This is a genomic window from Serratia sp. CY40230 (genome assembly GCF_052168835.1).
Lineage (GTDB): Bacteria > Pseudomonadota > Gammaproteobacteria > Enterobacterales > Enterobacteriaceae > Serratia > Serratia nematodiphila.
The window spans coordinates 96,900-110,793 of the sequence record NZ_JBJNLX010000007.1; the positions used below are offsets into that span (position 1 = coordinate 96,900).

General features: G+C 61.4%; 11 protein-coding genes. 3 read left to right on the forward strand and 8 right to left on the reverse strand.

All coding sequences use genetic code 11. The features are described from left to right. Positions 1-6: 6 nt before the first annotated feature. From glgX to asd, 3 genes are all read right to left on the reverse strand, one after another. Positions 7-1,989, reverse strand: a complete 1,983-nt coding sequence (gene glgX, locus ACJ8IJ_RS22005) for a glycogen debranching protein GlgX (RefSeq protein WP_044030026.1) — start codon at positions 1,987-1,989, stop codon at positions 7-9. Beyond that, the gene (gene glgB / locus ACJ8IJ_RS22010; RefSeq protein ID WP_442518915.1) at positions 1,986-4,172 is read right to left on the reverse strand and encodes a 1,4-alpha-glucan branching enzyme; all 2,187 of its coding nucleotides are present in this window, start codon (positions 4,170-4,172) and stop codon (positions 1,986-1,988) included. The genes glgX and glgB overlap by 4 nt, the downstream gene beginning before the upstream one ends. Positions 4,173-4,615: 443 nt before the next feature. Continuing rightward, positions 4,616-5,719, reverse strand: a complete 1,104-nt coding sequence (gene asd / locus ACJ8IJ_RS22015) for an aspartate-semialdehyde dehydrogenase (RefSeq protein WP_004930820.1) — start codon at positions 5,717-5,719, stop codon at positions 4,616-4,618. A 192-nt stretch (positions 5,720-5,911) separates the two neighbouring features. On the opposite strand from asd, the gene ACJ8IJ_RS22020 reads away from it, so the two are divergent. Next, positions 5,912-6,505 (forward strand): YhgN family NAAT transporter, encoded by a 594-nt coding sequence (locus tag ACJ8IJ_RS22020; RefSeq protein WP_004930825.1) that lies wholly within the window; start codon positions 5,912-5,914, stop codon positions 6,503-6,505. A gap of 30 nt (positions 6,506-6,535) precedes the next feature. On the opposite strand, the gene gntK is transcribed toward ACJ8IJ_RS22020, so the two are convergent. From gntK to ACJ8IJ_RS22040, 4 genes are all read right to left on the reverse strand, one after another. Then, positions 6,536-7,063, reverse strand: coding sequence for a gluconokinase (gene gntK / locus ACJ8IJ_RS22025; RefSeq protein ID WP_033645624.1), 528 nt, complete (start codon positions 7,061-7,063; stop codon positions 6,536-6,538). 101 nt (positions 7,064-7,164) lie between these two features. Then, complete coding sequence (gene gntT / locus ACJ8IJ_RS22030; RefSeq protein ID WP_016930400.1) at positions 7,165-8,481, reverse strand: gluconate transporter; 1,317 nt, start codon at positions 8,479-8,481, stop codon at positions 7,165-7,167. Between the two features lie 340 nt (positions 8,482-8,821). Then, complete coding sequence (gene gntR / locus ACJ8IJ_RS22035) at positions 8,822-9,817, reverse strand: gluconate operon transcriptional repressor GntR (protein WP_004930833.1); 996 nt, start codon at positions 9,815-9,817, stop codon at positions 8,822-8,824. A gap of 292 nt (positions 9,818-10,109) precedes the next feature. Next, positions 10,110-10,805, reverse strand: a complete 696-nt coding sequence (locus tag ACJ8IJ_RS22040) for a pirin family protein (RefSeq protein ID WP_004930835.1) — start codon at positions 10,803-10,805, stop codon at positions 10,110-10,112. 390 nt (positions 10,806-11,195) lie between these two features. Here ACJ8IJ_RS22040 and ACJ8IJ_RS22045 point away from each other — a divergent pair, with 390 nt between their 5' ends. Both ACJ8IJ_RS22045 and ACJ8IJ_RS22050 read left to right on the forward strand, forming a co-directional pair. Next, positions 11,196-11,711, forward strand: a complete 516-nt coding sequence (locus tag ACJ8IJ_RS22045; RefSeq protein ID WP_015379327.1) for a GNAT family N-acetyltransferase — start codon at positions 11,196-11,198, stop codon at positions 11,709-11,711. Then, on the forward strand, positions 11,704-12,882 hold the full coding sequence (locus ACJ8IJ_RS22050; protein WP_442518916.1) for a P1 family peptidase: 1,179 nt from the start codon (positions 11,704-11,706) through the stop codon (positions 12,880-12,882). Before ACJ8IJ_RS22045 ends, ACJ8IJ_RS22050 begins: the two co-directional genes overlap by 8 nt. A 61-nt stretch (positions 12,883-12,943) precedes the next feature. Here ACJ8IJ_RS22050 and iolE read toward each other — a convergent pair whose 3' ends face one another. Continuing rightward, the gene (iolE, locus tag ACJ8IJ_RS22055) at positions 12,944-13,840 is read right to left on the reverse strand and encodes a myo-inosose-2 dehydratase (protein WP_015379329.1); all 897 of its coding nucleotides are present in this window, start codon (positions 13,838-13,840) and stop codon (positions 12,944-12,946) included. Positions 13,841-13,894 lie beyond the last annotated feature (54 nt).

A 13,894-nucleotide genomic window follows, 5' to 3' on the forward strand; every position in this document is an offset into this window, starting at 1 on the left:
CTTTTATTATTTCCGTACCAGAACGCAAAGCGAGCGCGCGGCCTGGTGCCAGGCGGGCAATACCGCCCGTGAGTCTTCCTGAGTGAACGGGGCGACAACCTGCCAATCGCCTTCCGGCAACCTCATCTCCGTCGTTTGCGGCGTGGCGTTGACCAGCAACAGCCAGCGCTGCGACAGCAGGATCTGCATGAGCAGCTCGCCCCGCTCCCACTGCTGCGCGTCGAGCGGCAGGCCTTGCGCGTTCAGCCACTGCACGCTGCCGTCGTCCTGCTGCCACCAGCGGTCCTGCTGCAGCGCGGGGATCTGGCGGCGCAGCGCGATCAGCGCCGCGACGTAATCGGTCAGCGCGTCATCCGCCGTGGCCCAATCGAGCCAGGTGGTGGCGTTGTCCTGACAATAGGCATTGTTGTTCCCCTGCTGGCTGTGTCCCTGTTCATCGCCGGCCAGCAGCATCGGCGTGCCCTGGGACAGCAATAGCGTGGCGAGCATCGCCCGCTGGCTGGCCCTGCGGCGTTGCACAATGGCGTCGTCGGCGACCAGGCCTTCCACGCCGTGGTTGTTGCTGAAATTGCGATCGCTGCCGTCGCGGTTGCCCTCACCGTTCGGCTGATTGTGTTTCTCGTTGAAGCTGACCACGTCCTGCAGGGTAAAACCGTCATGGGCGGTCAGCATGTTGACGGTGGCGTAAGGCGCCCGCCCGCGCTGGTTGTACAGATCGCTGGAAGCGGCAAAACGCCGGGCGAACTGGCCAAGCGACACGCCGCTCTGCAGCCAGAAACGGCGCATGTCGTCGCGGTAATGATCGTTCCATTCGGCGAAGCGGCCGGGAAATGCCCCCACCTGATAGCCGCCGGGACCAATGTCCCAGGGTTCGGCGATCAGCTTGCAACGCGACAGCAGATCGTCCGCCAGCATCGCCTGGAACAGCGGCGCATCGCGATCGAACCCCGGCGTGCGGCCCAGCACGCTGCCCAGATCGAAGCGGAAGCCGTCGACGTGGCACTCCCGCACCCAAAAATGCAGGCAATCCATCACCCAGGCTACGCCCTGCGGCTGATCCAACCGCAGGGTGTTGCCGCAGCCGGTGTCGTTGACGTAATCCCCTTCGGGCGTCAGCCAGTAGTAACTCAGATTATCGATGCCGCTCAGCGACAGCATCGGCCCATCCCTGTCCAGCTCGGCGCTGTGGTTGAACACCACGTCAAGGATCACCTCAATGCCGGCTTGGTGCAGCGCCTTGACCGCATCGCGAAATTCGTTGAGCGGCGTGGCATCGGTGCTCAGGCTGGCGTAGCGGTTGTCCGGCGCATAGGGCGCCAGCACGTTATAGCCCCAGTAGTTGATCAGCCCCAGCCGCTGCAAGCGCGGCTCGGAGGTATGCTGTTGCACCGGCAGCAGTTCCAGCGCGGTGATGCCAAGGCGTTTGAAGTGGGCGATCATCGCCGGGTGCCCCAGCGCGGCGAAACTGCCGCGCAGCGCCGGCGGGATTAGCGGGTGCAGCAGCGTCAGGCCGCGCACGTGGGCTTCGTAAATCACCGTCTGCCCCCAGGGCGTGGCGGGCGGGCGATCGTCCTGCCAGTCATACTGTTCGTCCACCACCACGCACTTCGGCATCAGCTCGGCGCTGTCGTGCGGATCCGGCTGCTCGTAACCGCCGTGCAGGTGCGGGTGGTCCGCCACCGGCCCTTCCACCGCGCGCGCGGCCGGATCGAGCGCCAGCTTGTTGGGGTTGAAGCGCTGCCCGTTCGCCGGATCAAACGGGCCGTAGACCCGATAGCCGTAACGTTGCCCCGGCCTGCCGCCCGGCAAATAGCCATGCCAGATATCGCCGCTGCGCGCCGGCAGCGGCAGGCGCACTTCGCGCTGCTGGCCGTCGAACAGGCACAGCTCCACCCGCTCGGCATGCGCCGAATACAGGGTAAAATTGATGCCTTCGCCGTCATACTGCGCGCCCAGCGGCGCGGCGAGGCCGGCCGTCAGCTCGGTCATGGCGCCTCCCGCAGCAGATAAATGGTCGACAATGGCGGCAACGTCACGCTGATAGAGAAATCGCGGCCATGGCTGCCGACCGCTTCGGAAGAGACCCGCCCCTGATTACCGGCGTTGCTGCCGTGATAGTGGTGCGAATCGGTATTGAGGATCTCGCGGTAGTCACCGGCGCGCGAGAGGCCGATGCGGTAGCGGTAGCGCGGCACCGGGGTAAAATTGCTGATGGCGATCAGCTCATTGCCCTGCGAATCGTAGCGCGCGAAGGCGAACACCGAGTTATCGTGATCGTCGACCACCAGCCACTCGAAGCCATCCGGGAAGTAGTCGCGCTCATACAGCGGCGCCTGCTGCCGGTAGCAGTGGTTCAGATCGCGCACCAGCCGCTGCACGCCGTTATGCCAGTTATCCAGCCCTTCCAATAAATGCCAGTCGAGGCTGGTATCGAAATTCCACTCGCGCCCTTGCGCGAACTCGCAGCCCATAAACAGCAGCTTTTTGCCCGGATGCGCCCACATAAAGCCGTAATAGGCGCGCAGGTTGGCGAACTTTTGCCAGGCATCGCCCGGCATACGGTCGAGGATCGATTTTTTGCCGTGCACCACTTCATCGTGCGAGATAGGCAATACGAAGTTCTCGGTATAGGCGTACAGCATGCCGAAAGTCATCTGGTTGTGGTGATACTTGCGGTGCACCGGATCGCACTTCATATAATTGAGCGTGTCGTGCATCCAGCCGAGGTTCCATTTGTAATGGAACCCCAGGCCGTTGGCATCCGGCGGCAGGGTGACGCCGGGATAGTCGGTGGACTCCTCCGCCAGCGTCACCGCCCCCGGCTGCGCCTGGCCGATAGTCTGGTTGGTATAACGCAGGAAGGCGATGGCCTCCAGGTTCTCGTTGCCGCCGTAGTAATTCGGCACCCACTCGCCGTCGGCGCGGCTGTAATCGCGATAGATCATCGACGCCACCGCATCCACCCGCAGCGCGTCGATGCCGAAACGCTCCAGCCAATACAGCGCGTTGCCCGCCAGGTAGTTGCGCACCTCGTGACGACCGTAGTTGTAGATCAGCGTATTCCAGTCCTGATGGTAACCCTCGCGCGGATCGGCGTACTCGTACAGCGCAGTGCCGTCGAAATTCGCCAGGCCGTAGGCGTCGCTCGGGAAGTGCCCCGGCACCCAGTCGAGGATCACGTTGATGCCCGCCTCATGCGCCGCCGCCACAAACGCCCTGAAGTCGGCCGGCGTGCCGAAGCGTCGGGTCGGCGCATACAGCCCCAGCGGCTGATAGCCCCAGCTGCCGTCGAACGGATGCTCGTTGATCGGCAGCAGCTCGATATGGGTGAATCCCATGTCCTTCACATAATCGATCAGCTGCACCGCCAGCTCGCCGTAGCTGAGCCAGAAGTGGTTGTCAGTGTGGCGGCGCCATGAGCCGAGATGCACCTCGTAGATGGCGATCGGCTGGTCAAAATCGTTGGCGCGGCGGCGCGCCGGCGTCGACGGCACCACCTCCGGCAGCGGCGCCACCAGCGAGGCGGTATCCGGGCGCATCTGCGCCTCGAAGGCGTAAGGATCGGCTTTCAACTGAGTATTGCCGTAGCAATCGACGATTTCATATTTGTACAGCTGGCCGGCCTGCACGCCGGGCAAGAACAGCTCCCAGATGCCATTTTCACGCCGCAGACGCATCGGGTGGCGGCGGCCGTCCCAGAAGTTGAATTCCCCCACCACCGAAACACGCTGGGCGTTGGGCGCCCAGACCGCAAAGCTGACGCCGTCGATGCCATCCAGCGTGACGAGGTGGGCGCCCAGCCGTTCATAGGGGCGCAAATGCGTACCCTCAGCCAATAACCAACTGTCGATATCCTGCAGCAGCGGGCCGAACCGATAAGGATCGTCGACGATCTGTTGATGATCGCGCCAGCTGACCTGCAGCTGATAGCGGAAAGGATTTTTGCGCCGCGGCACCACGGCGCTGAAGAAACCGCGCGGATCGTCGCAGTTCAGCTGCACCAGCCGCCGGCCGGTTTGCTGTTCCACCAGCCAGACTGCGCCGGCGTCCGGCAGCAGCGCGCGCACCTGCAGACCGTTATCGGTCGCATGCATGCCTAGCAGAGCGAAGGGATCGGCGTAATGGCCGGCGATGATCTGAACAATCACGTCACGATCGGGAAGTACAGGCATAGTCTTCTTCCTTAGATTAACAGCATGATCTAAGCACGGCTTGTTGATTATTCCTTGGCCGTTTTGGTCATCATGCAATGCATTCGGACTCTAAAGCGTGATTGCGGTCGGTTATTGACCAATCTTTACTCTGCCGACCTGAATTTCGCTCTTTATGCTTATTTTTTGAAATATTTCAGTCATGGTGAAAAATTGTCCACCCATGCGTTAAGCATAGCCAATGTCTGTTAAAAACTGCTCAGCATTGCTCAGGAAAATTCTTCATTAAGAAAACTGCCAGCCTGGCGGCGTTTGCATGCGGCGGCTGACGAGGAGATAGGCGGGATCCCGCCCATTGAAACGAGGCTGGCGATGACGCTGCCCGACGCGGTGCGCGGCGAACAAAAAAGCGGAAAATAAGGCATTAGGGGGCTGAAAGCAGCCAGCCCCCTGGAAGTGCGGGTTTACAGCAGGATGCGCAGCATGCGGCGCAGTGGCTCGGCCGCGCCCCACAGCAGTTGGTCGCCCACGGTGAACGCCGACAGGTACTCCGGCCCCATATTCAGCTTGCGCAGACGGCCGACCGGCGTATTCAGCGTACCGGTCACCGCCGCCGGCGTCAGTTCGCGCATGGTCAGTTCGCGGTCGTTCGGGATCACGCGCACCCAGTCGTTGTGCGTCGCCAGCATCTGCTCGATTTCCGGCAGCGACACGTCTTTTTTCAGCTTCAGCGTGAACGCCTGGCTGTGGCAGCGCAGCGCGCCGACGCGCACGCACAGACCGTCGACCGGGATCACGCTGGCGGTGTTCAGGATCTTGTTGGTTTCCGCCTGGCCTTTCCACTCTTCGCGGCTCTGGCCGTTGTCGAGCTGCTTGTCGATCCACGGGATCAGGCTGCCGGCCAACGGCACGCCGAAGTTGTCGGTCGGCAGTTTGCCGCTGCGGGTGGCTTCGGTCACCTTGCGTTCGATATCCAGAATCGCGGAGGCCGGGTTCTGCAGCTCTTTCGCCACGTCGGCGTGCAGCATGCCCATTTGGGTCAGCAGTTCGCGCATGTGGCGCGCGCCGCCGCCGGAGGCCGCCTGGTAGGTGGCGACCGACGCCCACTCCACCAGATCGTTGGCGAACAGGCCGCCGAGCGACATCAGCATCAGGCTGACGGTGCAGTTGCCGCCGACGAAGGTTTTGATGCCTTTGTCCAGGCCCTGCTGGATCACCGCGTGGTTGACCGGATCCAGGATGATGATGGCGTCGTCCTGCATGCGCAGCGACGAGGCCGCGTCGATCCAGTAACCCTGCCAACCGCTGGCGCGCAGCTTAGGATAAACTTCGTTGGTATAATCGCCGCCCTGACAGGTAATAATGATATCGAGCGCGCTCAGCGCGTCGATGTCATACGCATCCTGCAGCGTGCCCTGCTGGCCGCCAAAGGCCGGCGCGGCGGAACCGTGCTGCGAGGTGGAGAAAAAGACCGGGCGAATGGCGTCGAAATCGCGCTCTTCCGTCATGCGTTGCATGAGAACCGAGCCGACCATTCCGCGCCAACCGATGAAACCAACATTTTTCATAATATCTGTGTCCCGCCCGGATAAGGGCTTATTAGGTGATAACGAGTTGTGTGCAATATCTCCTCACCTTACAAAATGTCGGCGCGGGCGCAAAGTGAATTTATTCGATGGCTGGGGATTTCTCAGCAATCCTTCTTATAGGCAAGGACGCGGCCGTAAAGGCCGAGGCGTTTTCCCGATCACGAGGTCACCATGACAGAGATGATTTCCGCTACGGTATTGCTGTTTTTAATTATGGATCCGCTGGGCAACCTGCCGATTTTCATGTCGGTGCTCAAGCACCTGGAGCCGCGCCGCCGCCGCGTAGTGTTGATTCGCGAGCTGCTGATCGCCCTGCTGCTGATGCTGATCTTTCTGTTCGCCGGCGAGAAAATTCTGGCGTTCCTCAACCTGCGCACCGAAACCGTCTCCATTTCCGGCGGCATCATCCTGTTTCTGATCGCCATCAAGATGATTTTCCCCACGCAGGAGGGGAACAGCTCCGGGCTGTCCGCCGGCGAGGAACCGTTCCTGGTGCCGCTGGCGATCCCGCTGGTGGCCGGGCCATCGATTCTGGCGGCGCTGATGCTGCTGTCGCACCAGTATCCGCATCAGCTGCCCCATCTGGTGGCGGCGCTGCTGATCGCCTGGGGCCTCTCTGCGGCCATTTTGCTGATGTCGAACCTGTTCCTGCGCCTGCTGGGCAGCAAAGGCGTCAGCGCGCTGGAGCGGTTGATGGGGCTGATTCTGGTGATGCTGTCGACCCAGATGTTCCTGGACGGCGTGCGGGCTTACATGAAGCTGTAGGCGCCTGGCGGCGCCGACAACGGTCCGCGCTTAGCGGGCGGTAACGCGGCGAATATAGGCGAGCGTATCGGCAACCACGCCGTCCAGCGGCTGGTTGATGTCGATCGCTTGCACATCCGGCTCCTGCTCGCCCGGCTCTTCCAACGTGGCGAACTGGGAAATCAACATCTGCGGCTTGAAGAAGTGGCCCTTGCGTTGCTTCAGACGCTCCTCGATCACCGACTGGTCGCCTTTCAGATACAGGAAATGCAGGTTGCTATTCCCTTCGCGCAGGCGGTCGCGATAGCTTTTCTTCAGCGCCGAGCACACCAGCAGCGACACGTCGTTGGTGCGCTGCATGGCGAAGATGGCGTCGTTCAGGGCCGCCAGCCACGGCGCGCGATCGTTGTCGTCCAACGCATGCCCGGAGGACATTTTGATGATGTTGGCGCGCGGGTGCAGGTAATCGCCGTCCAGCATGGCGGCGTTGGCCTGGTGAGCGACAGCGCTGGCCACGGCGGATTTGCCGCTGCCGGAAACGCCCATCAAAACAAATACGTGATTCTGCGGATTGCTCATTGTGTCATGCCCTTATGGGAACTGGCGCGAGCGCGCCAAATGCGTCCCAACTGATAAAGATATTCTGGAACGCCGACGCCCCGCAGGGCGCCGGATAAAGATTATACGACCGTCGCCAGCAGCAGACAGCCCACCAGGCCGCACACCGAGATAATGGTTTCCAGCACCGACCAGGATTTGATGGTTTCCATGATGCTCAGGTTGAAATACTCCTTGAACAGCCAGAAGCCCGGATCGTTGACGTGCGAGAAGATGACGCTGCCGGAGCCGACCGCAATCACCATCAGCTCAGGGCTGACGCCGGTGGTGGCGATCAGCGGCGCCACGATGCCGCCGGCGGTGATCGCCGCCACGGTGGCGGAACCCAGCGCCAGACGCAGCGCGGCGGCGATCGACCAGGCCATCAGGATCGGCGAAACGTTGCTGCCTTCCATCAGGCCGGCGATGTACTGCTCAACGCCGCTGTCCACCAGCACCTGCTTGAAGGCGCCGCCGCCGCCAATGATCAACAGCATCATGGCGATGATTTTAATCGAGTCAGTGATGGTGCCCATCACTTCATCCATGGTACGGCCACGATTCAGGCCGAAGGTAAAGATGGCGATCAGCACGGCGATCAGGGTGGCCATCACCGGGTCGCCGAAGAACTCGGCGAAGCGCAGCAGGCTGTGGCCCTTCGGCAGCACCATTTCAGCGACCGCGCGCAGCGCCATCAGGATCACCGGCACCAGCGACGTGGCGACGCTGACGCCAAAGCTTGGCATCTCCGCGTCGGTAAAGGTTTTCGGGTTGTACAGGCCTTCCGGCACCGGCTTGTCAATGCCTTTCAGGAAACGGGCGTAGACCGGGCCGGCCAGGATCACCGTCGGGATCGCCAGCAGCGTGCCGTACAGCAGGGTTTTACCCATGTCGGCATGGAAGATGGTGGCGATGGCGGTCGGGCCTGGGTGCGGCGGCAGGAAGCCGTGGGTCACCGACAGCGCGGCGGCCATCGGCACGCCGACGTACAGCAGCGGGATACGCGCGGAGGCGGCGATGGTGAACACCAGCGGCAGCAACAGCACGAAGCCCACTTCGTAGAACAGCGCGAAGCCGACGGTGAAGCCGGTCAGCACCACCGCCCATTGAATGTGTTTTCTGCCGAACTTGTCGATCAGCGTGGTGGCGATGCGCTGTGCGCCGCCGCAGTCCGCCAGCAGTTTGCCGAGCATGGCGCCGAAGCCCATGATCAGCGCCAGGCTGCCCAACGTGCCGCCCACGCCGGCCTTGATGGAGCCGATGACCTTATCGACCGGCATACCCTGCGCGATCCCGACCGCCAAAGCAACCAGAACCAGAGAGATAAAGCCGTTCAGCTTGAAGCGGATCATCAGCAGCAGCAGCAGCGCTACGCCGCCTGCAACAATCACTAATGGCATAGTTTTTCTCCAACCTTTTATCGCGACTCTCTTTACAATAGGCGTAAAGCGTGCGGTTGTTTTATTTTTAGGCTCTTTCCCGGTGTTTAAGAAGAGCTGTAGGTGTTGTTGAGTCAGAGGTTCAGTCTTGCAGCAAGATGACCGCGCACTCGTTGTTACCGGTATCATGATACCGGTAACAACATAAGCGCCGGAACCGGGTAACCGGCTAAAATTCGCGTTCTGGGACAGAGATCAAACTTATGCCGGCAACGAGCGGCGGGCTTACAGGCGGGGTAACCAGCGCGCCTCAGGGCGCGCTGTAAAAAGAAAGAATGTTAAAACAGAACGTTAAAATGGCTCAGATGCTGCCGCCGGGGATCACGGTGAAACCGACGTCCACCATGCGCGGGCACACCGTTTCGCCGCGCAGCCGGGCCAGCAAACGCTCGGCGCCGATCTGCCCCATGCGTTCGCGCGGCGTCAGCACGCTGGCCAGCTTCGGCACCATCACCTGGCCGATGTCATGGCCGTGGAAACCGGCGATCGCCATGTCCTGCGGGATCGACAGCCCTTGCCGCTGGCATTCGAAGGCCGCGCCGATCGCCAGGTCATCGTTGGTGCAGAAGATACTGTCGATCTGCGGGTAGTCACGCTGCGCCTGGCGCAACAGCTCGCCGCCGGCGGAATAAGAGGAAGAACGCGCGGTCATGATGCTGTACGGCTCCAGGCCGGATTCACGCATCGCCTGCTCATACCCCTGCTGCTTGATGATGGTACGCTCATCCTGACGAGCGCCGAAATAGACCACGTGACGGTGGCCGTGCGCGATGATCTGCTGGGTCATCTGGCGCGCCGCCTCGAAGTTGTTGAAGCCCACCGCCAGATCGATGCACGGCGAGACGCAGTCCATCAGCTCCACCACCGGAATGCCCGCCACCTCGATCATCTTCAGGGTACGCGGCGTATGGTGGCGCTCGGACAGGATCAGGCCGTCGATATTGTAAGACAGCAGCGAGGTCAGACGCTCTTCTTCACGTTCCGGCAGGTAGCCATAGTGCGCCAGCATGGTCTGGTAGTTGTGCGCGTCGGTCACGCTTTCAATGCCGCGCAGCACTTCGGCGAACACCTGGTTGGTCAGCGACGGCAACAGCACGCCAATCGCCCGGCTGGTGGCGTTGGAGAGGATATCCGGCGCGCGGTTGGGGATGTAGCCCAGCTCATCCAGCGCGACGGCGATTTTTTGCTGCAGGGCGGCGGAAACCTGGTCGGGATTGCGCAGATAACGGCTCACCGTCATCTTGGTCACGCCCACCTTGTCTGCCACATCCTGGAGTACCGGCCGTTTTTTCTTCATTATCAATGAACTGACTAACCGTGAATGGGCAGTCATTTTAGCAAAAAAAACGGCGGGCCGATATTGTCGGTTATGCGACGGCCAACGCAAAAAGGGCTCACACCGTGAGCCCTTCATACGCTGACAAAGGGGGAAAAAGCGTGGTTTTTCCCCCTTTGTGATGATTAGCCGAAAATCAATAAATTGATTTTCCTTGTTTTTATATGCTGGCGGCGTCAAGTCAGGCAACATCGTCAGACGTGTCATTAACCTCAAGGGCTCACATCGTGAGCCCTTGATATTTACCGCTTAATCACACCGGCGGCAGATCGAACAGCAGGATTTCGCTCTCTTCGTCGGCCTGGATCGTCAGCGCCGATTCATCCCACACCGCGAACGCGTCGCTGATGCCGGCGGTCTGGCCGTTGACCGAGACCTTGCCGCGCACCACCTGGATCCAAACGCGACGGCCGGCGGCAATCGGGCATTCCCCCTGCTCGCCCTTATTCAGCGCCCAACGCGACAGCGTCATATCCTGGAACACCTTCAGCGAGCCGTCACGCGCATCCGGCGACAGCACCAGCTGACGGCCCTGCGGCGCGTCGAACATGCGCTGCTCGTAGCGCGGCTCCAGCCCGACCTGATCCGGGATGATCCAAATCTGGTACAGGTGCAACGGACGATCCTGATTAGCGTTGTACTCAGAGTGACGCACCCCGGTGCCCGCACTCATGATCTGGAATTCACCGGCCTGGATCTGCTCCTTGTTGCCCATGCTGTCCTGATGTTCCACCGTGCCGCTCAGCACGTAGGTCAGGATTTCCATGTCTTTATGCGGGTGAGTACCGAAACCCTGCCCTGCGTCGATCACATCTTCGTTGATCACTCGCAGCGCCGAGAACCCCATAAAGTTCGGATCGTAGTAATCGGCAAATGAGAAGGTGTGCCAGCTATCCAGCCAGCCATGATTGGCGTGGCCGCGGTCTTCCGCTTTACGTACATAAATCATTTTCAACTCTCCTCAATGTTTTTTTACAGTCTAGTCCTGCCAGCAGAATAAGAAAGCGTAAAAAACTCATGCCTCTGTTCAAAAATTTCGATGGAATGAAACAGCGGATGGGCAGCGGATTTGTTGAAAGCGGAACCGGCTGAAAAAGGGCAAAAAAAAAAGCCAGCACCCGAGCTGGCTAAGTAAACACTGGAAGCAATGTGAGCAATGTCGTGCCTTCGCAGCGAGAGTATCAAGGATTGATGCCCTCCCCGGAACGCATCGCAATAATAATCATTATCATTCGCACCTGTAAAGCGTTTTTTTTGACCCGTTGAAATAATATTGACTCAAGGCAGTAAACGGATAAATTCAGAGGTTATTCAACCGGTAAGCAAAAGGAGCAGCGAGATGAGCGAGATCGTGATACGCCACGTGGAAACATCGGATGCGCAGGCTCTGCATCATCTTTATTCTCAGACGCCCGTCTACCGCGATACGCTGCAGCTCCCGCTACCGTCCGTCGAGTCCTGGCAGAAACGCCTCGCCAACCCCGAACCGGGCACGCATAACCTGGCGGCCTTCGTTGACGGGCAGCTTGTCGGTCAGTTAGCCGTGATGCTGAATCAGCGCGTTCGCCGCCGCCACGTGGCCACCTTCGGCATCGGCGTCGATCCGCGCTACCACGGTAAAGGCGTCGGCAGCCGCCTGATGCAGGCGATGATCGACCTGTGCGACAACTGGGCGGCCATCGAGCGCATCGAACTGACGGTGTTTACCGACAACCCGGCGGCCATCGCGCTGTATCGCAAGTTCGGTTTTGAGATTGAAGGCACCAGCCGCGCTTTCGCCATTCGCGACGGCGTGCTGGTCGATGCCTACCATATGGCGCGTTTTCGCTCCGGGCAGCCGCGCGGCGATGCGTGATCTCATCCCCCCGCAGGGGCCGCTGCGCCGGCCCCTGAATATCAACCGCCGAACCTTTTTACACGCGCTGGCCGGCCTGACCGCCGCCGGCATGTTCTCCCCCTTCACCCCATTAGGTGCCGCTATGCCAACTTCCGCCGCCGGGCGCCCTGGCGCCCGCAACCTGATTACCGATGTGCCCGGCCTGAAGGTCGGCGTGGCGCAGGACAGCCGGGTGCGCACCGGCGCGACGGTGATCCTGCCGGACAGCCCGGCGATTGCCGCCGTGGACGTGCGCGGCGGCGGCCCCGCCACCCGGGAAACCGACGCGCTGGGTGAAGACAATTTGGTACAGACCGTCGATGCGTTGACGTTCAGCGGCGGTTCGGTATACGGCCTGGCGGCGGCGGACGGCGTCGCGGCCTGGCTCGGGCTACAAGGCAGAGGCTATGCGCTGCGGCCGGCTCCCGGCGTGCCGGTCTCACCTATCGTGCCCACCGCCTGCCTGTACGATCTGGCCAACGGCGGTGACAAAAACTGGCAGCTCACGCCGCCGTATCGCCAGCTGGGCATCGACGCGGTCGGCAAGGCTGGATTGGACTTTCCACTGGGCACCGTCGGCGCCGGCAACGGCGCCATGACCGGCATGGGCAAGCTGAAAGGCGGGCTCGGTTCGGCATCGATCGTTGCCGCCAGCGGCGCTACCGTCGGTGCACTGGTGGCGGTGAACAGCCTGGGAGCGGTGGTAGCGCCCGGCACCCGCGCCTTCTGGGCGACGCCCTATGAAATTGACGGTGAATTCGGCAACGGCGGCGCGACGGCGCTGGCGCAACTGCGCGCGCAGGGCGAAGACTGGATGGTGCAAGAGCCGCAGGGCGGCAGAAAGAACACCACCCTGGCCTGCATCGCCACCGATCTGGCGCTGACGCGGGTGGAGTTGAAACGGGTGGCCATCATGGCGCAAGACGGCATGGCGCGCGCTATTCGCCCGCTGCACAGCCCGTTTGACGGCGACGTGGTGTTCGCCCTGTCCACCGGGCAGCGCGAGGTACAGGGCAGCCGCGAACTGGCGGTGCTGCAGATCGGCGCGCTGGCGGCGGACACCCTCGCTCGGGCGATCGCCCGGGGCGTATACGCCGCCACGCCGTGGCCGGGCAGCCAGGTCACAACCTGGCAAACGCTCGGCGGCTAACGCGCCGCCATCAAAAAAGGGGCGCCGGCGGCGCCCCTCGATCTTTATTGCCCCCCACCGCCTAAATGCCGGCGGTTTCCCGAATATAACGGCGCGCCTTCACCGCATACTCGAACGGGTTGGCCAGCGCCGGATCCTGCTCGGCCTCCACCACCATCCACCCTTTGTAACCGCGCTCGTCCAGCAGCTTGAACACCGGCCTGAAGTCGATCACGCCATCACCCGGCACGGTGAAGGTGCCCTTCTTCACGCCGTCGAGGAAGCTCAGCTTGTTGGCCTTCACTTCCGCCACCACCTCATCGCGCACGTCCTTCAGGTGGACATGGTTGATGCGCGGCAGATACTTTTCCAGGATCGCCATCATCGCCTGTTGGCTGCCTTCCGAATAGTAGGCGTGGCCGGTATCGAACAGCAGGTAAACGTCGTCGTTGACCATGCTCATGTAGCGATCGATTTCGGCCGTGGTCTGAATGCCGGTGCCCATGTGGTGGTGCAGGCACACCTGCATGCCTTTATCGGCGGCGATCTTCGCCAGCTCGTTGTAACCGTCGGCCACGCGCTGCCACTCTTCATCGCTGAAGTACGGCTTCTCTTCGAACACGCCTTTGGTGGTGCCCTGAATGCTCTTGCTCTGCTCTGAGCAGCCAATCACCCTGGCGCCCATGGCATGCAGGAAATTCATGTGGTTGATAAATTCATCAATGGTTTTGTCTTTCTGGCCGTCGGCGAAAAAGGTGCTGAACCAGGCGTTGCAGATCTGGATGCCGCGAATATCCAGCATCGGTTTCAGCACCGCCGGATCGCGCGGGTATTTGCTGCCCACTTCGCTGCCGGTGAAACCGGCCAGCGCCATTTCACTGACGCATTGCTGGAAGGTGTTCTCCTTGCCCAGATCGGGCATGTCGTCGTTGGTCCAGCCGATCGGCGCAATGGCCAATTTCACGTTGTCTTTATTCATGGTTGCCTCGGTCCTTGCAGGGCCGCCGGTACAAACGCCGCCGGCGAGCCGAAT